Below are 18,323 nucleotides of genomic sequence, written 5' to 3' on the forward strand. Positions count from 1 at the left end.
AACGACACGACACCTTTGGTGGCTGAGCCAGCCTTTGAAGCCGGCATGGGGACGGCGCAGCCGCTCTGGCCTAGCGCATCGGCGGCGCGTAGAGCAGCCCGGGCTTCGGTGCGTTCCACAGGGCGTTGAGGCCCCGGTCGAGCTTCAGGCCGGAGTCCTGGCCCACGTCGCGCTGGAAGATTTCGTGATAGGCGCCGACCTGCCGGATCACCTGGAAGGCCCAGTCCTTGGAGAGCCCCAGCAGCGGGCCCAGGTCCCCTTCGACGCCCAGCAGGCGCCGCGTTTCCGGGTCGGAGGCGGTCTCGCGCGCCTGCTCGACGGTGCGCGAGGTCAGCCCGAGCTCCTCGCCCAGCACCGTCGCGTAGACCGTCCAGCGGACGATGTCCGTCCAGGCGGGGTCGGTCTGGCGCACCACGGGGCCGAGCGGCTCCTTGGAGATCACGTCCGGCAGGATGGCGTGGGCGTTGGGATTGTTGAGCACCGAGCGGGCCGCCGCCAGCGCCGACACATCGGCGGTGAAGGCGTCGCAGCCGTCGTTCTCGTAGAGCCGGCGGGCCTCCTCCTCGGAGTCCATGACGACGGGCTTGTAGTTCAGGCCGCGGGCCCGGAAGTAGTCGGCGAGATTGCCCTCGCTGGCGGTGCCCGCCTGCACGCAGATGCGGGCGCCCGACAGCTCCTCGGCGCTGGCCAGGCCCAGCGACTTGCGCGCCAGGAAGCCCTGGCCGTCGTAGTAGGTCACCGCCGCGAAATCGAGCCCGAGGCCGGCGTCGCGGGCGAAGGTCCAGGAGGTGTTGCGCGACAGGATGTCGATCCGGCCCTGCTGCAAAGCCCCGAACCGGTCCTGGGCGGTGACCGGCGTGAACCGCACCTTGTTGGCGTCGCCCAGCACCGCGGCGGCCACCGCGCGGCAGATGTCCACGTCGAAGCCCCGCCACTGGCCGTGCACGTCCGGAAGGGCGAAGCCCGGCAGGCCGGGATTGACCCCGCAGGCGAGGTAGCCGCGCTTGCGCACCGCGGCCAGCGTCGGGCTGTGGGCGCGCTTGTAGGCCGGACCGGCCGCCGGGGCGGAGGCGGCGGGCGCAGGCTTGTCGACGGCGACCGGCGGCTGGCGCGCCTCGCAGGCGGTCAGGCCGAGCATCAAGATCGCCGTCGCCGCGAGGCGCCTGATCATCCCTGCTCCTTGATCGGGGAAACGGTAGGGCTGTAAGTGCGGCCGGCACTTTCGCCAGCGTCGCCAGAGCCCGCAACCCCACATGGCCGATGAAACCCGCCTGATCCGCGCCGGGACCACGCCGAAGGCGCTGGCCAAGACCGTCGGCCCGCCGATCCAGAAGGGCTCGACCGTGCTGCTGCCGAACGCCGAGGCGCTGTACGACGACGAGAGCCACGTCACCTACGGCCGGCAGGGACTGGCCGCCCAGGACGCCCTGCAGGCGGCCCTGGCGGAGATGGAGGGCGCGGCGGGCGTGGCGCTTTACCCGTCCGGCCTGGCGGCCCTGACCGGCGCCCTGTTGGCGGTGCTGAAGTCCGGCGACGAGGTTATGGTCGTCGACAACATCTACAAGCCGACCCGGCGGTTCTGCGACCGGGTGCTGAAGCGCTTCGGCGTCGGCGTGCGCTACTTCGACCCGCGCACCTCGCCGGAGGAGCTGGTGGCCGACGCCGGCGAGGCGACCCGGCTGATCCTGATGGAGAGCCCGGGCTCGCTGACCTTCGAGATGCAGGACCTGACCCGCATAGCCGAACTGGCCCGGGCGCGCGGCCTCCTCACCGCAACCGACAACACCTGGGGCGCCGGCCACATCTACAAGCCCCTGGAGCACGGGATCGACCTGTCGCTCCAGGCGCTGACCAAATACGTCGGCGGCCATTCCGACATCTTCATGGGCTCGGCCGCGGCGCGGGACCCGGCGTTGGTCCGGGCGTTGGGCGACGGGGTGCACGACCTCGGCTGGGCGGTGTCCGGCGAGGACGCCTACCAGATGCTGCGCGGCCTGCGGACCCTGCCGACGCGGATGGCCCGCCAGGGCGCGAGCGGCCTGGCCGTCGCCGCCTGGCTGCGCGACCAGCCGGAGGTCGCCGCGATCTACCACCCGGCCCTGCCCGGCTGTCCCGACCACGCGCTCTGGACGCGGGATTTCACCGGCGCCTGCGGCCTGTTCGGCTTTGCGCTGAGGCCGGGGCCGGAGACGGCGGTGAACGCCTTCCTCGACGCCCTGACGCTGTTCGGCCTGGGCTTTTCCTGGGGCGGGTTCGAAAGCCTGGCGATCTCCTGCGATCCGCAGCTGAAAAGCCGCGCCTTCACCCGCGACTACGGCGGGCCCCTGATCCGACTGCACATCGGCCTGGAGGACCCCGACGACCTGATCGCCGACCTGCGGGGCGCGCTGGCGGTCTACGCGGCTTCGCGGAGCTAGGCGGGAACTCTCGGCGCCCTGACGGATTGCCTCGCGGACTCCACCACGACGAGGACCGGCCATGACCAGCGAACCGGACTTCCGCCAGGAAGCCGAACGCGCCGCACAGGCGGAACGCGAAATCCAGCAGGAGATCGACGCGAAGGAGGAGCGCTCCTTCGCGCCCAAGAAGGACGGCGAGGATCGGCCCATGCAGGCCGGCGCGCGCGAGTATCCCGCCCCGCCCTTCCCCAGGCAGCACCTGAAGAAGCCCGGCCTCGAGGCCGAGCTCGAGCTGCAGCCGATGTGGGACGCGCCGTTCTACAAGGGCTCGGAGAAGCTGAAGGACAAGGTGGCGCTGATCACCGGCGCCGACTCCGGCATCGGCCGGTCGGTCGCCGCCCTGTTCGCCCGCGAGGGGGCGGACGTCGCCATCGCCTATCTCGACGAGCACGAGGACGCCGAGATGACCAAACAGGCGGTGGAGAAGGAAGGCCGCCGCGCCATCCTGCTGCCCGGCGACGTGGCCGATCCGCAGTTCGCCCGGCACGCCGTGGACCGCACGGTGCGCGAGCTCGGCAAGCTCGACATCCTGGTCAACAACGCCGCCTTCCAGGAGCACGTCAACGACCTGGAGGAGCTGACCGAGGAACACTTCGACCGCACCCTGAAGACCAACCTCTACGGCTACTTCCATATGGCCAAGGCGGCCGTGCCGCACATGCCCCCGGGCTCGGCGATCCTGATGACCGGCTCGGTCACCGGCCTCATGGGCAACAAGGACCTGCTGGACTATTCGATGACCAAGGGCGGCATCCACGCCTTCGCCCGCTCGCTCTCGACCCACCTGATCCCCAAGGGCATCCGGGTGAACGTGGTGGCGCCGGGCCCGGTCTGGACGCCCCTCAATCCGGCCGACAAGGACCCCGAGCGGACCTCGCAATTCGGGGCCGACACCGAGATGAAGCGGCCGGCCCAGCCGGAGGAAATCGCCCCGGCCTACGTTTTCCTGGCCTCTGCGCAGACCTCCAGCTTTATCACTGGGGAGATCCTGCCGATTCTGGGCGGTTACAGCGGGGGCTGACGACGCCCCCACGAGGGGCGACGTGAAGGCTGACTGGCTCGACGACTTCATGAAGGCCGAGGCGCTGCCGGAGAGCTTCCGGGAGACCGTGGAGCTGGTCTGCGAGCCGCTGGCGGCCCGCGCCGCGCGCCTGCGCCAGGTCCGCCGGCGAACGCTGACGCTCGGCATCTGCGGCGCCCAGGGCTCCGGCAAGTCGACCATCGTGGCGGTGACCAAGCGGCTGCTGGAAAAACGGGGCCTCTCCACCGTCGCCCTGTCGCTGGACGACTTCTACCTGCCGAAGGCGGCGCGCGAGCAGCTGGCCAGGGACGTCCACCCGCTGCTGGCGACCCGCGGCCCGCCCGGCACCCACGACATCCGCCTGGCCGGAGCGGTGCTGGACCAGCTGCGCATCAAGGGCCGCGTCGCCCTGCCCTCCTTCGACAAGGCCACCGACAACCGCCGTCCGCGTGGCGGCTGGGAGACCGTCGCCACGCCCGTCGACATCGTGCTGTTCGAGGGCTGGTGCGTGGGCGCCGTAGCCCAGGGCGCGGCGGCGCTGCGCCAGCCGGTCAACGACCTGGAGCGGGACGACGATCCGCAGGCCGTCTGGCGCACCTACGTCAACGACCAACTCGACCGCCCCTACCAGGAGCTGTTCGCCCGCTACCAGGAGCTGATCATGCTCAAGGCGCCCAGCTTCGAGACCGTCCTCGTCTGGCGCACGGAGCAGGAGCACAAGCTGCGCGCGCGCACCGGCCAGGGCATGTCCGACGCCGAGGTCGCCCGCTTTATCGCCCACTACGAGCGGCTGACCCGCTGGATCCTGGCGGAGATGCCGGAGCGCGCCCGCTGGGTGGTGCAGCTGGACGAGACGCGGCGGCCGCTGCCCGAAGTCCCGCTGGACTGATCTGACCTGGCGCGCCCGGCAGGGCTCGAACCTGCAACCACCAGCTTAGAAGGCAGGTGCTCTATCCAGTTGAGCTACGGGCGCCCGTCAGGGGCTCTAGTGCGTCCAGGGGACCTTACGGCCGAAGGCGAAGTTGTCCGCATAGGCCTTGATGATCTGTTTCGCCGGCTTGGGGTCGATCAGCTGGAAGGCGATGCCGTGCTGGTCGGCGTAGCGGACCGCCTCCTCCTTGGTGTCGAAGGCGAGCCGCACCTGGCTCGATTCCGTGTCGCTGGTCTGCGTCCAGCCCATCAGCGGATCGGATCTGCGCGCGTCCTTCGGCTCGAACTCCAGGACCCACTCCTTGGTCTTGCCCTTGCCGGACTGCATGGCGGTCTTGGACGGACGAAAGATGCGCGCGAGCATTCGATACCTCAGATCTAAGCCGGCGCGTGGTCGGGGCGGCAGGATTTGAACCTGCGACCCTCTGCTCCCAAAGCAGATGCGCTACCAGGCTGCGCTACGCCCCGAGGACGCCGGCGCCTTGCGATATAAGCGTTTTCGGCTTTCGGCAACGGACCACCTGCAACCTGCATGGACTGGACAGCCCCCGCCCGCGCCCGGCATGGTCGGCAAACGACATCGGGTGGGGAAACATGACGGAACGCCGCTTGCGGACGGCGCAGCGCAAGAAGCGCGCGCGGGCCAAATTCTGGGACCGCCACGGCGAGAAGGTTCGCCTGATGCTGATCGGCAGCGGCCTGGTGCTGATCGCCGCCTTCGTCGCCAAGGCGACGCTGGGCTAACGCTCCCGTCCCATCAGCTTGAAGATGCCGGAGGCCCGGACCACGTCGTGGCCGCCGACATAGGCGCGGCCCTCGGCGAAGGCGACATCGCGGGTGGCCCGCGTCATCCGCGCCTCGCCCATCACCCATTCGCCGACCCGGGCCATGTGCAGGAAGTCGATCGACAGGTGGATGGTCAGCCCCGTGCGGCGGACGCCCTTGTAGACCGCCGAGGCCAGCAGCCCGTCCATGAACGCCGACAGCATGCCGCCGTGCACCAGGCCCAGGCCGTTGGCGTGGCGCGACAGGGCGAAGAAGGCCTGTTCGGCCGCCTCATCCCCCGGCTTGTGGAAATAGGGCCCGTTGTGGGTGGAGAACTGGCCGCGTCCCTCCGAGCGGACGAAGCCCTCCGGCGGCGGCGGGATCGCGTCGTCGGCGCTCATTGGGCGGCGCTCATCGCGTGAAGATCCGGTGGCCCACCTTGTCGCCCGGCAGGAGACCGATCTGTGCGGCGCGGCCGGCCGGCAGCTCCAGCACCGCACGGATCGTCCCGCCGGCCGGCACCAGGCTCTCGTCCAGCGGCGGGACATTGCGGGCGATCGACAGTACGGTCCCGTCCGGCCGGATGTAGACGATGTCGAGGCTGATCAGGGTGTTGCGCATCCAGAAGGCGACGCCCTGCATCGGCTTCTTGAAGTCGAACAGCATGCCGCGGTCGGCGGCGAGCTGCTTGCGGCACATCAGGCCGTATTCGCGGGTGGGGTCGGTGTCGGCGAACTCGACCATGAAGGCCTGCGGCCCGCGCGCGGTGTTCAGGACCAGCGGCTGCAGCGGCCGAAGCTCGGCCTGACCGCGGCAGTGGGCGGGATCCTGGCGCGGCAGGCCCGCCGCGAAGGCGGGCGACAGGGCGGCCGACGACAGCGCCAGGGACGCTGCGAGCGCCAGGAGGCCGCGCCGGCCGATCGGATTGTGGGACACTCTGGACGAACTCCGCGCCGAACCTCAGGCCAGGCCGGAGGACTCGATCTCGGCGACCACCAGGCCCTTCGGACCTTCGGCGAACCGCACCATGACGTCCTCGCCCGGCTGCAGGTCCTCCATACCAGACCGGCGCAGGGTCTCGATATGGATGAAGATGTCGCCCGGCTCGCCGTCGCGGACCACGAAGCCATAGCCCTTGGTGCGGTTGAACCATTTCACCTTCGCCCGCTCCAGCGGACCGGAGGCCGAAGCCGCGCGCCGGGGCGGACGGGCGATGAGCCCGCCGCTGCCGAAACCGTCGCTGCGTTCGCGGCGGGGGCCCTCGGCGTCGCGGCCGCGGCGTTCGGCGGGCGGAGTGGCGACGCTCTCGTCCAGTTCGACGACTTCGGCCACCTGCCAGCCCTTCGGCCGGCGGACCACGTCACAGGTGATGAGGGAGCCTTCGAGGGCGTTCTCGCGTCCCGAGTTGCGCAGGCAGGTCACGTGCAGCAGCACGTCCTTCAAATCGGTCTGGCTGGGATCGCTCGGAACGATGAAGCCATAGCCCTTGCCCGCGTCGAACCACTTGACGTGACCAGTGATCCGCACGGCCAGGGCCTGCGTATCCACCTGCTCGAAATCGTAACCAGCCATGCGCCCCTCGGCCCCGTTACCCCCGATCGGCATCGGAAAAGAGCCAACTATAACACTGTTCGCGTAACAGGCTCGTCGTCAATGGGGATTTATGGCGCGCGCCCGCGGAGGCGCATGGCGCACCTATCGGCGGGGCAGACGCGTGGCAGTCCCTAGGGGAGTCGAACCCCTCTTTTCAGGTTGAAAACCTGACGTCCTAACCGATAGACGAAGGGACCGCGTGACGCGAAGGGCGGCTCTATATCGGCCTTCCGAGAGGGGTGCAAGAGCCTCTCGCCACGCTCACGCTCGGCGCGGATCGGCGACGTCGTCGATCTCGAACTCGACTCCGGACCGGCCCTGCCAATCGTCGGGTTTCAGCCGGCCGACCACGTGGACCGCGCCGCCCTCGGTCATCAGCCGCCGGCCAATCTCGGAGTCCTCCACCCGCCAGGCCACCGCCTTCAGCTTGCCGCCCGAGCCGTCGACCAGGGTGCAGCGCACGTGGCCGCCGCGCAGCGCCATCGGCCGCTCGACGCGGACGTCGGCGGCGGCGAACACCGGCTCCGGATTGCCGGGGCCGAAGGGGGCCAACCGCTGGAAATCCTGCCACAGCGCGCGGTCGCAGCCGCCGGTGGTGACCAGGGCGTCGATGTCGAGGCCGTCCACCGCCGCGGCGGCCTCGGTCTCGCCGGCCAGCCGCTCGCAGAGGAAGGCGCGCAGCTCTGGGATGGTGTCGGGGCGCACGGACAGGCCCGCGGCCATGGCGTGGCCGCCGCCGGCCAGCAGCAGCCCCTCCTCGAAGGCGGCCTGGACGGCGCGGCCGAGGTTCACCCCCGGCTGCGAGCGGCCGGAGCCCTTGCCGACGTTGGCGGCCCGGTCGACCCCCACCACGATCACCGGCTTGCGGTAGCGCTCGCGCAGGCGGCCGGCGACGATGCCGATGACGCCGGGATGCCAGCCGTCGGCGGCCACCAGCAGCATCGGGGCCTCGCCCTGGTTGCTCTCGCGCTCGATGTTGGCGATCGCCGCCTCGGTGACCTCGCGCTCGACCTCCTTGCGCGAGGCGTTGAGGGCGTCGAGCTCCTCGGCCAGCGCCCTCGCCTCCTCCGGATCGTCGGTGGACAGCAGCCGCGTCCCCAGGTCGGCGCGCCCGATCCGGCCGCCGGCGTTGATCCGCGGCCCGAGGATGAAGCCCACATGGAAGACCGAGGCCGGGCCCTGGCTCTTGGCGACGTCGAGCAGGGCCTTCAGGCCCGGATTGCGCCAGGCGGACATCACCTTCAGGCCCTGGGCGGCGAGCGCGCGGTTGAAGCCGGTGAGCTGGGTGACGTCGCAGATCGCGCCCATGGCCGCCAGGTCCAGCCATTGGCGCAGGTCGGGCTCGGGCGTCCCGGCGAACAGGCCCCGCCGGCGGGCCTCGCGGTTGAGGGCGGCGAGCAGGACGAAGGTGACGCCGGCCGCCGCCAGGTGCCCCTGCCCCGAGACGCAGTCCGGCCGGTTGGGATTGACCAGGGCGGCGATCTTCGGGATCTCGTCGCCGCGCATCAGGTGGTGGTCGATCACCACCACCTCCAGGCCGATCTCGGCGGCGCAGGCCAGGGCGTCGTGGGCCGCAGCCCCGCAGTCGACGGTGATCACCAGCTCCGCGCCCTCGGCCTTCAGGCGGCGGAAGGCGGCCGGCGACGGGCCGTAGCCCTCGGTGATCCGGTCGGGGACATAGATCGGCAGCTCGTAGCCGAGCGCCCGGAACCAGCGGACCAGCTGCGCCGCGGACGAGGCGCCGTCGACGTCGTAGTCGGCGAACACCACCAGCGGGCGCTTGCGCTCCAGCGCGTCCACCAGGACGGCGGCGGCGCGGTCCATGTCCATGAAGCTGGAGGGGTCCGGGAACAGCGCCTTCAGGGTCGGATTGAGATAGTCGGGCCCGTGCTCATGGGCGACGCCGCGGGCGGACAGCGCCCGGGCCAGGGGCTCGGAGAGGCCCAGGCTGAGCTGGTGCCTGCGGGTGAGGTCGGCGTCGGCCAGGCGCTCGCGCCACATCCGCCCGGAGAGCGAACGCGCCACGCCGAGATATCCGAGCTGGGCGTCGCCGTCCGCCATCCGCCTTCGCCACCCCCATGAAACGCCCGCACTATCCGCCCGCGCCGGCCGAGTCGCTAGCCGGCGCTGGTTCCGGATGAATAGCCGCAGGGTGCGTCAGGAACGGACGCCGGACGGCGAAGCGGTCAGACGGGCCGCTTCATCCGCACCTCGCGCACGGTGCGCGTGGCGGAGTTCATCACCAGGGTGTGGGTCTCGACGAAGCCGTTCTTGAACTTCACCCCGTCCAGCAAGGCGCCGTCGGTCACCCCGGTGGCGGCGAAGATGGCGTCGGAACGGACCATCTCATGCAGGTCGTACTTCTTGTCGAGGTCGGTGATGCCGACGCGGGCGGCGCGGGCGCGCTCGTCGGCGTTGCGGAACACCAGGCGGCCCTGGAACTGGCCGCCGACGCACTTCAGCGCCGCGCAGGCCAGAACGCCCTCCGGCGCCCCGCCCTGACCGACGTAGAGGTCGACGCCGGTGCTCGGGTCGGCGGTGTTCATCACTCCGGCCACGTCGCCGTCGGTGATCAGGTAGATGCGGCAGCCCACCGAACGGAGGCTGGCGATGATGTCGGCGTGGCGCGGGCGGTCGAGGACGCATACCGTGATCTCGTCCGCCGGCACGCCCTTGGCCTTGGCGATCGCCTGGGCGTTCTCCGCCGGTGTCTTGTCGAGGTCGATCACGCCCTGCGGATAGCCGGGACCGCAGGCGATCTTGTCCATGTAGGTGTCGGGGGCGTTGAGCATGGTGCCCTTCGGCGCCCAGGCCATCACGGCGAGCGCATTGGCCATCGCCTTGGCGGTCAGCGTGGTGCCCTCCAGCGGATCGAGGGCGATGTCGATCTTGACCTTGCCGCCCTTGCCGACCTTCTCGCCAATGTAGAGCATCGGGGCCTCGTCGCGTTCGCCCTCGCCGATGACGATCTCGCCGTCGATGTCGAGGTCGTTGAGCGCCGTGCGCATGGCGTCGACGGCGGCCTGGTCCGCGGCCTTCTCGTCGCCCCGGCCCACCAGCTTCCAGGCGGCGATGGCGGCGATCTCGGTCACACGGACCGCGTCGAGCACAAGGCCCCGGTCCAGAACTTCGGAACTCATCTTCAAGCGTCTCCCGCCGTCGGGCGCCATTGGTCGGCGCGTTTTCTTTGCAATCTCAGATGCGCGCGATGCGCAGCAGTCGTGGCCGGTCGAGCACCGCGGGGAGGCCCGCGATCCGCTCGATGGCAGCCTTCAGCACGGATTCGGCCACCGCATGGGTGGTCAGCACGATCGGCACGCCGTCCGCATTGTCCACCGGCTTCTGCAGGAAGCTCTCGATGGAAACGCCCGCCTCGGCCAAGGTTTCCGACACCGCGGCAATGACGCCGGGCTCGTCCTTCACCAGGAAGCGCAGGAAGGCGCGGCCGACGCTCTTGGAGGGGTCCACCGGGGTGAACGGGCTGAGCGAGGCGGCCGGCGCCTGGAAGACCGGCCGCACCGCGCCGGTCATCACGTCGGCGATGTCGGCGGCGACCGCCGCGGCGGTCGGGCCAGCGCCCGCGCCCGGACCCTGCAGGAAGATCCGGCCGACCCGCGCCCCTTCGATGAACAGGGCGTTGAGCGCGCCGCCGGCCTGCGCCAGCGGATGCGCCAGCGGCGCCAGCGACGGATGCACCCGCACCAGCACGCCGTCCGGCGAGCGGTCCGCCGAGGCCACCAGCTTGATCCGGTAGCCCAGGTCGCGGGCGAGCTGGATGTCCAGCAGCTCGACCTGCTCGATGCCCTCGATCTCGGCGGCCGCGTAGTTGGGGGCGCAGCCGAAGGCCAGCGCCGCCAGGATGGAGATCTTGTGGGCGGCGTCGAAGCCGCCGACGTCCATGGTCGGGTCGGCCTCGGCGTAGCCCAGGCGCTGGGCCTCGCCGAGCACGTCGGCGAACGAGCGGCCCGTGGCCTCCATCTCGGTCAGGATGTAGTTGCAGGTGCCGTTGAGGATGCCGGCGATCGACTTGATGTCGTCGCCGACCAGCGCCTCGCGGACCATCTTCACGGCCGGCACGCCGCCCATCACCGCGGCTTCGAACAGGAGCGGCGCGCCCTTCGATTCGGCCAGGGCCGCTAGCTCGGCGCCATGCTCGGCGATCAGCGCCTTGTTGGCGGTGACCACCGGCTTGCCGGCGGAAAGCGCGGCTTCCACCGCGGCCTTCGCCGGGCCGTCGGAGCCGCCGATCAGCTCGACGAAGACGTCGATCTGCGGCGACGTCGCCAGGGCGACCGGATCGTCGAACCACGGCAGGCCGGAGATGTCGAACGGCCGCGGCCGCGAGCGCGAGCGCGCCGAGACCCCGGTCACCACCGCCCGGCCGCCGGCCGGCGCGAACCCGGGCCGGTCCGCCAGGAAGGTCAGGAGCCCTGCGCCCACCGTGCCCAGGCCCGCGACGCCGATCCGCCAGTCCTGGCCGGCCATTGAGTCGCGGCCGGTCATTGCGCCGCCAGGGCGTTGTGGGCGCGGCCGAGGATCTCGTCGGCGTTGGCCAGGAAGCGCTTCACGTTGCGCGCCGCCTGCCGGATGCGGTGCTCATTTTCGACCAGTCCGATCCGCACGTAACCCTCGCCGTTTTCACCGAACGCGATGCCCGGCGCGACCGCGACGCCAGCCTCCTCGATCAGGAGCTTGGAGAACAGCATCGAGCCCGCCTCCTTGTACTGTTCCGGCAGCGGCGCCCAGGCGAACATCGACGCCGAGGGGGCGGGAATGTCCCAACCTGCCCGTTTCATGGACGTGATCAGCGTGTCGCGCCGGCTTTTGTAGGTGGCGCGGATCTCGTCGACGCAGTCCTGCGGCCCGTTCAGCGCCGCCGCCGCGGCGACCTGGATCGGAGTGTAGGCGCCGTAGTCGAGGTAGGACTTCACCCGCGCCAGCGCCGCGCACATCCGCTCGTTGCCGACCACCATGCCGACACGCCAGCCGGCCATGGCGTAGGTCTTCGACAGCGAGTTCACCTCGACGGCGATGTCCTTGGCCCCATCCACCTGCAGGATCGAGGGCGGCGGGTTGTTGTCGAAGTAGATCTCCGAATAGGCGATGTCCGAGAGCACCAGCATCTCGTGCTTCTTCGCGAGCGCGATGACTTCCTTGTAGAAGTCGAGGTCGACCCATTGCGCCGTCGGATTGGACGGATAGCTGACGATCAGCACGCTCGGCGGGGGCGCGGAGTTCTTCACCGCGCGGCTGACGCCGGCCAGGTACTCCTCCGGCGACGGCGCCGGCACGTGGCGGATGACGCCCCCGGCCATGATGAAGCCGTAGGCGTGGATCGGGTAGGCCGGGTTCGGGCAGACGATCACGTCGCCCGGCGCGGTCAGCGCCTGGGCGAGGTTGGCGAAGCCTTCCTTGGAGCCCAGGGTGGCGATCACCTCGGTGTCGGGGTTCAGCTTCACGCCGAACCGGCGGCCGTAATAGGCGGCCATCGCCTTGCGCAGGCCGGGAATGCCCTTGGACGCCGAATAGCGGCCGGCCTTGGGATCGCGCGCGGTTTCGACCAGCTTTTCGACGATATGCTTCGGCGTCGGCATGTCGGGGTTGCCCATGCCGAAGTCGATGATGTCGACCCCCTGCGCGCGCAGGCGGGCCTTGATGCGATTGACCTCCTCGAAGACGTAAGGCGGGAGGCGACGGATACGGTGGAATTCGGGGGTCATTGTAGAGCTCTTACGCCGCGAGCTGCCCAGTTGCGGCCAAAGGGAGCTGAAGCCGGGCATGGATAGACTCCGGGCAGGAGTCAGCCAAGCCATCGATGGGATTTTTGCGCCTCCGCGGGCCCTATCTGTTGGGCGGCGGAGGCGGGGTAGCTCGCTTGCGGAGCGTGTTGGCGAAGGCTTCGGTGTCCGCAGCGCTGGCCGGGGCGACGTCGGGCCCGGCCGCCGCCCGGGCGGCGGCTGCGAAGGTTTCGGTGTTGTTCAGGGTCCAGGTGCCGGGGGCCGTCGCCTGCTCGATCTGGACGCGAGCCTGGTCGACGTCGCGCGCCGCCTGGCCGTACATCCTCGCCGGCCGCAGGTCGGTGGGCTTGGCGGGAATCTCGGAGAAGCTCGGATAGTCGGAATTGGAGTGGGCCAGCTTGGCCACCTCTCCGGCCACCGGCGAGGCCGGATCGATCTTCGCCTCCGCCAGCGGATTGCCGATGCACCCCGAGGTGAACGCCGCAGCGCCGACGCACGCCAGCAGGCGCGCAGCCATACGGCTTCGGCGGACGTTCATAAAAAGACGGACGGGCGCGTTCATTTCCGCCACGGTCTTATGCGATGATCGACAAAGGTGGAAGGGTGCGAACGGCCTGTCACCTGGAGGAAACGCGCATGAGTGAGCAAACCTCAGCCTCGACCAAGCCTTCCGGGGGCAAGAAATCGTCGGACGGCGGCAAATCGAAGGGCAAGGGCAAGAACGGCAAGTCGGCGTCCGGCGCGCTCGCCAATCCGCCGTTGCCCGAGGACGTGCTCGTCGAGATCGCTGCGGCCGAACCCTCCCCCGCGCCCGCGCAGGCCGCGATCGGCGGCGAGGCCGGATTCGATCCCGCCGCCATGACGGCCGAGCAGCGCGCCCAGGTCGAAAAGCTGTCGATGAACCTGGCGCGCGCGGCGCTGACCGCCCAGGGCGCGATCGCCGAGATGGCGTTGCGCCAGGCCGACCGCCCGGCCGCCCTGTCGCCCGATCCGTTCCACGTGGGCCCTGCCCTCACCGAGGTGATGGGCCGCCTCGCCGCCCAGCCCGACCGGCTGATGCGCGCCCAGGCCGACCTGTTCTCCCGCTACCTGGACCTGTGGCAGGCCACGCTTCGTCGCGCCGCCGACGGCACGTCCGAGCCGGTGGTCGCGCCCGCCAAGGGCGACAAGCGCTTCAACGACCCGGAGTGGGCGGAGAATCCGGTCTTCGACGTGATCAAGCAGTCCTACCTGCTCACCTCCAACTGGCTTAACGGCCTGGTGTCGGACGTGCAGGACGTCGACCCGATGGACCGCCGCCGGGTCGAGTTCTTCATGAAGATGCTCACCGACGCCTTCTCGCCGTCGAACTTCCTGGCCTCCAATCCCGCCGCCCTCAAGGAAGTGATGGCCACCGGCGGCGAGAGCCTGGTGCGCGGCATGGAGAACTTCACCGCCGACCTGCAGCGCGGCGGCGGACAGCTCTCCATCGCCCAGACCGACTACGAGATGTTCCGGATCGGCGAGAACGTCGCCACCGCGCCGGGCAAGGTGGTGTTCCGCAACGAAATCATCGAGCTGCTGCAGTTCTCCCCGACTACGGAGGAGGTCCACAAGATCCCGCTGGTGATCTTCCCGCCGTGGATCAACAAGTTCTACATCCTCGACCTGCGGCCCGAGAACTCGATGATCCGCTGGCTGGCGGACCAGGGGATCACGGTGTTCGTGGCCTCCTGGGTCAACCCCGACGCCAGCCTCGCCGACAAGACCTTCGAAGACTACATGCGCGAGGGCATCTACGCCGGCGCGGCCGCGGCGATGGAGCAGTGCGACGTGCCGCAGGTGAACGCGGTCGGCTACTGCATCGGCGGCACCCTGCTGTCGGCCAGCCTGGCGCACATGGCCGCCAAGGGCGTCAACCCGATCGCCTCGGCCACCTTCTTCGCCGCCCAGCAGGACTTCTCGGAAGCCGGCGACCTGCTGCTGTTCACCAACGAGGAGTGGCTGAAGAAGCTCGAGCAGAAGATGGACGAGGGCGGCGGCGTGCTGTCCGGCCAAACCATGGCCGACACCTTCAATTCGCTGCGGGCCAATGACCTGATCTGGTCGTTCTTCGTGAACAACTACCTGCTGGGCAAGGAGCCCAAGCCCTTCGACCTGCTGTTCTGGAATTCCGACCAGACGCGGATGCCGAAGACCCTGCACCTGTTCTACCTGCGCAAATTCTACGGCGAGAACGCGCTGGCCAAGGGCGAACTGGAGCTCGACGGTCTCAAGCTCGACCTGAAGACCGTCAAGACCCCGATCTACGTGCAGTCCTCGAAGGAGGACCACATCGCCCCGGCCCGCTCGGTCTTCAAGGGCGCCAAGCTGTTCGGCGGCCCGGTCACCTTCACCATGGCGGGCTCCGGCCACATCGCCGGCGTGATCAACGCCCCGGCCGCCAACAAATACCAGCACTGGACCAGCGACGGGCTGCCGGCGACGCTGGAGGCCTGGCAGGCGCAGGCGAAGGAGACCGCCGGCTCCTGGTGGCCCCACTGGGCGACCTGGCTGAAGGCGCGCTCGGGCAAGATGGTCCCCGCCCGCGATCCGGCCAAGGGGCCGCTGAAGCCGTTGGGGGACGCGCCCGGGGACTACGTGAAGGTCCGCTCCTGAGCGGTCGCGCGGCGCCGGGCGAACCAGACCCGCGCCAGGACGACCACGGCGCCCACCGGCAGGGTCATCCGCACGATCCACGGGCTCAGCGGAGGTAAGGACTGGGTGACGCCCGCGCCCACCAGGTTCACCGCCAGCGGCACGACGTTCAGGACGCCGGTCGTCCAGTTCATCCACAGCGTGCCGACGCCCACGAAGGCCAACACCGCCCAGAGCCACCTGACCGGCAGCTGCCGGGTCGTGGCCGCCGCCACCGCCGCGGCCAGCATCAGCAAGGGCGACAGGGCGCAGGCCATCAGGAAGCCGTACTGCGCCGCCGACTTGCCCGGCGCGTCGAAGCGGTTGGCCGCCAGGACCTTGGGATCGCTGGGCACGACGTGGATGCCGGCGATCGTCGGCGCGTCGCGGCTGCGGTCGAAGACGATGTTCACCACCAGCGAGCGATGCGGATAGGCGTAGAGGTAGGTGATACTCGTCGTCGCCGCGCGACCTTGGGCCAGGGTCCACCCGGCGCTGCGCTGCCAGTTGATCACCTTCACCGCCGTCGGGGCGTCGACCGGCACGAAGGCGCGGACCTGCTCGAGCCGGGAGCGCAGTTGCGGGTCGTGGGCGACCATGGGCGACAGCTGCGGCTCGACGGCGCGCCAGTCGCCCCGCTGCACGGCGGCGAACACCGCCCGCGCCTGCTGGTCCGCCGCCGTGTCGACGCGCAGGGCGGAACAGGCGGTCAACACCAGCGCCAGCACCACGGCGCCCAAGGCCGCCAGCTTCGCCCCCACCCGCATCAGGGCATTCCTCCGGTGATTGCGAACCGGACGCCAGCCTAAGCGGGGCCGCACGCCCGCACAACCTTGCTAACTTGTAATGCACGCTACCTTGCGTCGCCCAATACCTTGCCGTACATGTTGCGTCAGAGAGGAGCTTCGCCGTGCCGGAAGCCATCGACATCCAGCTGAAGAAGGGCGCGCTCGAGCTCTGCGTGCTCGCCCTGCTCTCGCAGCATGACAGCTACGCCTACGAGATCGCCAGCCGCCTGGCCGACCCGATCGGCATGGGTGAAGGCACCATCTACCCGCTGATGCGGCGCCTGCAGAACGACGGCCTGGTGGAGACCTATCTGGTCGAATCCTCGTCGGGGCCGCCGCGCAAATACTACCGGCTCACCGAAGCCGGAAAGACGAGCTTCTCGTCGCAGAAGACCGCGTGGACCTCATTCTCCCACGCCGTCGAAGACATCCTGGGAGGGGTGGCATGACCCGTCAGGCGTTCATGGCGCGGTTGCGGGAGGGCCTTCGCGGCCTGCCCGCGCAGACCGTCGCCGACATCGTCGCCGACTACGAGACCCACTTCACCGAGGGCGAGGCCGCCGGCCGCAGCGAGGCCGACGTGGCCGCCGCGCTGGGCGATCCCGGCCGACTGGCCCGCGAGCTGCGCGCCGAAGCCAGCCTGAAGCGCTGGGAGGAGCAGCGGAACCCGTCGGGCGCCGCCGCCGCGGTGTTCGCGGTGCTGGGCCTCGGGGCCATCGACATCCTCATCCTGCTGCCGATCGCCATGGGCGTGGCCGGCGCCCTGTTCGGCATGATCATCGGCGACATCGCCGTGTTCTTCGCCGGCGGCGTGCTGTTCGCGGCCGGGCCGTTCACCGATCCGCCCGGCGGTCCCGCAGCGGCCCTGCTGGCCGGCCTCGGCCTGATGGCCGCCGCGGCCTCGGTCGGCGCGGTGCTGACCCTGGTGGGCATCGGCCTCGTCAACGCCCTCGTCTGGTACGGGCGGCTTCACTATCGGCTGCTGAAGCCTGCGCTCGAGCCGCAGGCGCAGGGAGGCGTCCAATGATCCGCGTGCTCATCATGATCGCCGTGGCCGGCTTCATCGTCGCCGTGGCCTCGCTGTCCACCGCCATCGCCATAGGCGGCCCCGACGCCATCGCCCGCGGCGTCTGGTCCTGGGCGCCCGGCCGGGGTTGGAACGTCAGCCACGACGGGGACCGCTGGGGCGGCCGCCATGCCTGGGCCGACGGCGGCCCGCAGACCAGCCGCGCCTTCGCCTGGACCGGCGGCGAGGCCCTGCAGGTCGATGTGCCCGCCGACGTCCGCTACACCCAGGCGCCGGGCCCGGCCAAGCTGACGGTCACCGGCCCGCGGGCCGCCGTCGACTCGCTCAGCGTCCAGGACGGCCGGATCGGCTTTGGGCGCCGCCACCATGGCCATCACTGGGGCCGGGTGGTGATCGTCATGACCGCGCCGAACGTGACCCGCTTCGAGCTGCACGCCAGCAACAAGCTGACCATCGACGGCTATCGCCAGGACGTGCTGCGGATCGACCTGTCGGGGGACGCCGACGTCACCGCCAGCGGGGAGACCAAGCTTCTCGAGCTCGGCATCTCCGGCTCGGCCGACGCCGACCTCAGCGGCCTGAAGACGGCGGGCGCGGACGTGGACATCACCGGCTCCGGCGAGGCGACGCTCGCGCCGACCGAATGGGCGAAGCTGAACATCTCCGGCTCCGGGGACGTCAACCTGCTCACCCACCCCGCGCGCCTGGAAACCGACGTCTCGGGTTCGGGTCGGATCCGGCAGGCCGAGGCACAGGCGACGCCCGCCCCCTCGCCGTCTCCGGCTCCGGCTCCGGCTCCGAAGACGCGCTAGGCGGGCACGAACTTCAGCGCCACGCCGTTGTTGCAGTAGCGCAGGCCGGTCGGCCGGGGCCCGTCTTCGAAGACGTGGCCCTGGTGGCCCAGGCACTGGGCGCAGTGGTACTCGGTGCGCGGCAGGCCGATCTTGAAGTCCGGCTTCTTGTCCAGGGCGCCCATGATGGCCGTGTAGAAGCTCGGCCAGCCGGTGCCGCTTTCGAACTTCCAGGCGGCGTCGAACAGCGGCAGGCCGCAGCCGAGGCAGGCGAAGACGCCCTTGCGGTGCTCGTTGAGCAGCGGGCTCGTGCCCGGCCGCTCGGTGTCCTCGTGGCGCAGCACCGAATAGCTGTCGGCCGGCAGCCGCTTCTTCCAGTCCGCATCGGAGAGCTTGCGCCAGGACGATCCGGCGTAGGGGTCCTGGTAGGCGGCGAGCGCGACGCCCGGCGCGGCGCCCGCCACGGCGGTCAGCAGCAGGAAGCGGCGGCGATCGAAAGCGAGCTGGGTCATGCTGGATTACGTGGCGAAGGCGGCAAAAGTTACAAGCCCCTCCC

At 70.2% G+C, this 18,323-nt stretch carries 20 protein-coding genes and 3 tRNA genes; 8 read left to right on the forward strand and 15 right to left on the reverse strand.

Features of this window, described 5'->3' with window-relative positions:
* Positions 1–70 precede the first annotated feature (70 nt).
* Positions 71–1,171, reverse strand: coding sequence for an amino acid ABC transporter substrate-binding protein (locus DJ021_RS16040; RefSeq protein WP_165837244.1), 1,101 nt, complete (start codon positions 1,169–1,171; stop codon positions 71–73).
* Between the two features lie 82 nt (positions 1,172–1,253).
* On the opposite strand from DJ021_RS16040, the gene metC reads away from it, so the two are divergent.
* The 3 genes from metC (at position 1,254) to DJ021_RS16055 (ending at position 4,369) form a co-directional block, all read left to right on the forward strand.
* Positions 1,254–2,417 (forward strand): cystathionine beta-lyase, encoded by a 1,164-nt coding sequence (gene metC, locus DJ021_RS16045; RefSeq protein ID WP_111458502.1) that lies wholly within the window; start codon positions 1,254–1,256, stop codon positions 2,415–2,417.
* A 61-nt stretch (positions 2,418–2,478) separates the two neighbouring features.
* A complete protein-coding gene (locus DJ021_RS16050) occupies positions 2,479–3,480 on the forward strand; it encodes an SDR family oxidoreductase (protein ID WP_111458503.1) in 1,002 nt (333 codons plus the stop codon).
* A gap of 22 nt (positions 3,481–3,502) precedes the next feature.
* Complete coding sequence (locus DJ021_RS16055; protein ID WP_243626055.1) at positions 3,503–4,369, forward strand: kinase; 867 nt, start codon at positions 3,503–3,505, stop codon at positions 4,367–4,369.
* A gap of 7 nt (positions 4,370–4,376) precedes the next feature.
* On the opposite strand, the gene DJ021_RS16060 is transcribed toward DJ021_RS16055, so the two are convergent.
* From DJ021_RS16060 to DJ021_RS16070, 3 genes are all read right to left on the reverse strand, one after another.
* Positions 4,377–4,453 (reverse strand) — tRNA-Arg (locus tag DJ021_RS16060).
* Positions 4,454–4,465: 12 nt separating this feature from the next.
* A complete protein-coding gene (locus DJ021_RS16065) occupies positions 4,466–4,774 on the reverse strand; it encodes an ETC complex I subunit (RefSeq protein ID WP_111458504.1) in 309 nt (102 codons plus the stop codon).
* Between the two features lie 27 nt (positions 4,775–4,801).
* Positions 4,802–4,878 (reverse strand) — tRNA-Pro (locus tag DJ021_RS16070).
* 141 nt (positions 4,879–5,019) lie between these two features.
* On the opposite strand from DJ021_RS16070, the gene DJ021_RS19300 reads away from it, so the two are divergent.
* Positions 5,020–5,154: a hypothetical protein gene (locus DJ021_RS19300; RefSeq protein ID WP_279386494.1), complete on the forward strand. Its 135-nt coding sequence runs from the start codon at positions 5,020–5,022 to the stop codon at positions 5,152–5,154.
* On the opposite strand, the gene DJ021_RS16075 is transcribed toward DJ021_RS19300, so the two are convergent.
* The 9 genes from DJ021_RS16075 to DJ021_RS16115 all read right to left on the reverse strand — a co-directional run bounded on the left by DJ021_RS16075 (position 5,151) and on the right by DJ021_RS16115 (position 13,023).
* Positions 5,151–5,576, reverse strand: coding sequence for a PaaI family thioesterase (locus DJ021_RS16075; RefSeq protein WP_111458505.1), 426 nt, complete (start codon positions 5,574–5,576; stop codon positions 5,151–5,153). The two genes, DJ021_RS19300 and DJ021_RS16075, sit on opposite strands and share 4 nt — an antisense overlap.
* A gap of 10 nt (positions 5,577–5,586) precedes the next feature.
* The gene (locus tag DJ021_RS16080; protein ID WP_111458506.1) at positions 5,587–6,111 is read right to left on the reverse strand and encodes a DUF192 domain-containing protein; all 525 of its coding nucleotides are present in this window, start codon (positions 6,109–6,111) and stop codon (positions 5,587–5,589) included.
* 24 nt (positions 6,112–6,135) lie between these two features.
* Positions 6,136–6,747: a cold-shock protein gene (locus tag DJ021_RS16085; RefSeq protein ID WP_111458507.1), complete on the reverse strand. Its 612-nt coding sequence runs from the start codon at positions 6,745–6,747 to the stop codon at positions 6,136–6,138.
* 143 nt (positions 6,748–6,890) lie between these two features.
* Positions 6,891–6,965 (reverse strand) — tRNA-Glu (locus tag DJ021_RS16090).
* 64 nt (positions 6,966–7,029) lie between these two features.
* Positions 7,030–8,829: a single-stranded-DNA-specific exonuclease RecJ gene (gene recJ / locus DJ021_RS16095; RefSeq protein WP_111458508.1), complete on the reverse strand. Its 1,800-nt coding sequence runs from the start codon at positions 8,827–8,829 to the stop codon at positions 7,030–7,032.
* Positions 8,830–8,954: 125 nt separating this feature from the next.
* Complete coding sequence (glpX, locus tag DJ021_RS16100; protein WP_111458509.1) at positions 8,955–9,908, reverse strand: class II fructose-bisphosphatase; 954 nt, start codon at positions 9,906–9,908, stop codon at positions 8,955–8,957.
* A gap of 55 nt (positions 9,909–9,963) precedes the next feature.
* Complete coding sequence (locus DJ021_RS16105) at positions 9,964–11,253, reverse strand: homoserine dehydrogenase (RefSeq protein ID WP_111459145.1); 1,290 nt, start codon at positions 11,251–11,253, stop codon at positions 9,964–9,966.
* 14 nt (positions 11,254–11,267) lie between these two features.
* The gene (locus DJ021_RS16110; RefSeq protein ID WP_111458510.1) at positions 11,268–12,488 is read right to left on the reverse strand and encodes an LL-diaminopimelate aminotransferase; all 1,221 of its coding nucleotides are present in this window, start codon (positions 12,486–12,488) and stop codon (positions 11,268–11,270) included.
* 121 nt (positions 12,489–12,609) lie between these two features.
* Positions 12,610–13,023 (reverse strand): hypothetical protein, encoded by a 414-nt coding sequence (locus DJ021_RS16115; protein WP_111458511.1) that lies wholly within the window; start codon positions 13,021–13,023, stop codon positions 12,610–12,612.
* A 119-nt stretch (positions 13,024–13,142) separates the two neighbouring features.
* On the opposite strand from DJ021_RS16115, the gene phaC reads away from it, so the two are divergent.
* Positions 13,143–15,143: a class I poly(R)-hydroxyalkanoic acid synthase gene (gene phaC, locus DJ021_RS16120; protein WP_424444041.1), complete on the forward strand. Its 2,001-nt coding sequence runs from the start codon at positions 13,143–13,145 to the stop codon at positions 15,141–15,143.
* Here phaC and DJ021_RS16125 read toward each other — a convergent pair.
* Positions 15,122–15,928, reverse strand: coding sequence for a hypothetical protein (locus DJ021_RS16125; protein ID WP_111458512.1), 807 nt, complete (start codon positions 15,926–15,928; stop codon positions 15,122–15,124). The two genes, phaC and DJ021_RS16125, sit on opposite strands and share 22 nt — an antisense overlap.
* Positions 15,929–16,071: 143 nt before the next feature.
* On the opposite strand from DJ021_RS16125, the gene DJ021_RS16130 reads away from it, so the two are divergent.
* Genes DJ021_RS16130 through DJ021_RS16140 form a run of 3 tightly spaced genes read left to right on the forward strand, consistent with a single transcriptional unit; the run spans position 16,072 to position 17,788 of the window.
* A complete protein-coding gene (locus DJ021_RS16130) occupies positions 16,072–16,398 on the forward strand; it encodes a PadR family transcriptional regulator (RefSeq protein ID WP_111458513.1) in 327 nt (108 codons plus the stop codon).
* Positions 16,395–16,976, forward strand: coding sequence for a DUF1700 domain-containing protein (locus DJ021_RS16135; protein ID WP_111458514.1), 582 nt, complete (start codon positions 16,395–16,397; stop codon positions 16,974–16,976). Before DJ021_RS16130 ends, DJ021_RS16135 begins: the two co-directional genes overlap by 4 nt.
* The gene (locus DJ021_RS16140; protein ID WP_111458515.1) at positions 16,973–17,788 is read left to right on the forward strand and encodes a GIN domain-containing protein; all 816 of its coding nucleotides are present in this window, start codon (positions 16,973–16,975) and stop codon (positions 17,786–17,788) included. Before DJ021_RS16135 ends, DJ021_RS16140 begins: the two co-directional genes overlap by 4 nt.
* Here DJ021_RS16140 and msrB read toward each other — a convergent pair.
* Positions 17,785–18,279, reverse strand: a complete 495-nt coding sequence (msrB, locus tag DJ021_RS16145; RefSeq protein ID WP_111458516.1) for a peptide-methionine (R)-S-oxide reductase MsrB — start codon at positions 18,277–18,279, stop codon at positions 17,785–17,787. The genes DJ021_RS16140 and msrB overlap by 4 nt on opposite strands.
* Positions 18,280–18,323: the final 44 nt, after the last annotated feature.

This window comes from Phenylobacterium hankyongense (genome assembly GCF_003254505.1).
GTDB lineage: Bacteria > Pseudomonadota > Alphaproteobacteria > Caulobacterales > Caulobacteraceae > Phenylobacterium > Phenylobacterium hankyongense.

Excerpts from the sequence above, each read along its gene's own strand:
- DJ021_RS16040 (WP_165837244.1), bottom strand. The coding sequence starts at position 1,171 with ATGATCAGGCGCCTCGCGGCGACGGCGATCTTGATGCTCGGCCTGACC.
- metC (WP_111458502.1), top strand. The coding sequence starts at position 1,254 with ATGGCCGATGAAACCCGCCTGATCCGCGCCGGGACCACGCCGAAGGCG.
- DJ021_RS16050 (WP_111458503.1), top strand. The coding sequence starts at position 2,479 with ATGACCAGCGAACCGGACTTCCGCCAGGAAGCCGAACGCGCCGCACAG.
- DJ021_RS16065 (WP_111458504.1), bottom strand. The coding sequence starts at position 4,774 with ATGCTCGCGCGCATCTTTCGTCCGTCCAAGACCGCCATGCAGTCCGGC.
- DJ021_RS16075 (WP_111458505.1), bottom strand. The coding sequence starts at position 5,576 with ATGAGCGCCGACGACGCGATCCCGCCGCCGCCGGAGGGCTTCGTCCGC.
- DJ021_RS16085 (WP_111458507.1), bottom strand. The coding sequence starts at position 6,747 with ATGGCTGGTTACGATTTCGAGCAGGTGGATACGCAGGCCCTGGCCGTG.
- recJ (WP_111458508.1), bottom strand. The coding sequence starts at position 8,829 with ATGGCGGACGGCGACGCCCAGCTCGGATATCTCGGCGTGGCGCGTTCG.
- glpX (WP_111458509.1), bottom strand. The coding sequence starts at position 9,908 with ATGAGTTCCGAAGTTCTGGACCGGGGCCTTGTGCTCGACGCGGTCCGT.
- DJ021_RS16105 (WP_111459145.1), bottom strand. The coding sequence starts at position 11,253 with ATGGCCGGCCAGGACTGGCGGATCGGCGTCGCGGGCCTGGGCACGGTG.
- DJ021_RS16110 (WP_111458510.1), bottom strand. The coding sequence starts at position 12,488 with ATGACCCCCGAATTCCACCGTATCCGTCGCCTCCCGCCTTACGTCTTC.
- DJ021_RS16115 (WP_111458511.1), bottom strand. The coding sequence starts at position 13,023 with ATGGCTGCGCGCCTGCTGGCGTGCGTCGGCGCTGCGGCGTTCACCTCG.
- phaC (WP_424444041.1), top strand. The coding sequence starts at position 13,143 with ATGAGTGAGCAAACCTCAGCCTCGACCAAGCCTTCCGGGGGCAAGAAA.
- DJ021_RS16125 (WP_111458512.1), bottom strand. The coding sequence starts at position 15,928 with ATGCGGGTGGGGGCGAAGCTGGCGGCCTTGGGCGCCGTGGTGCTGGCG.
- DJ021_RS16135 (WP_111458514.1), top strand. The coding sequence starts at position 16,395 with ATGACCCGTCAGGCGTTCATGGCGCGGTTGCGGGAGGGCCTTCGCGGC.
- DJ021_RS16140 (WP_111458515.1), top strand. The coding sequence starts at position 16,973 with ATGATCCGCGTGCTCATCATGATCGCCGTGGCCGGCTTCATCGTCGCC.
- msrB (WP_111458516.1), bottom strand. The coding sequence starts at position 18,279 with ATGACCCAGCTCGCTTTCGATCGCCGCCGCTTCCTGCTGCTGACCGCC.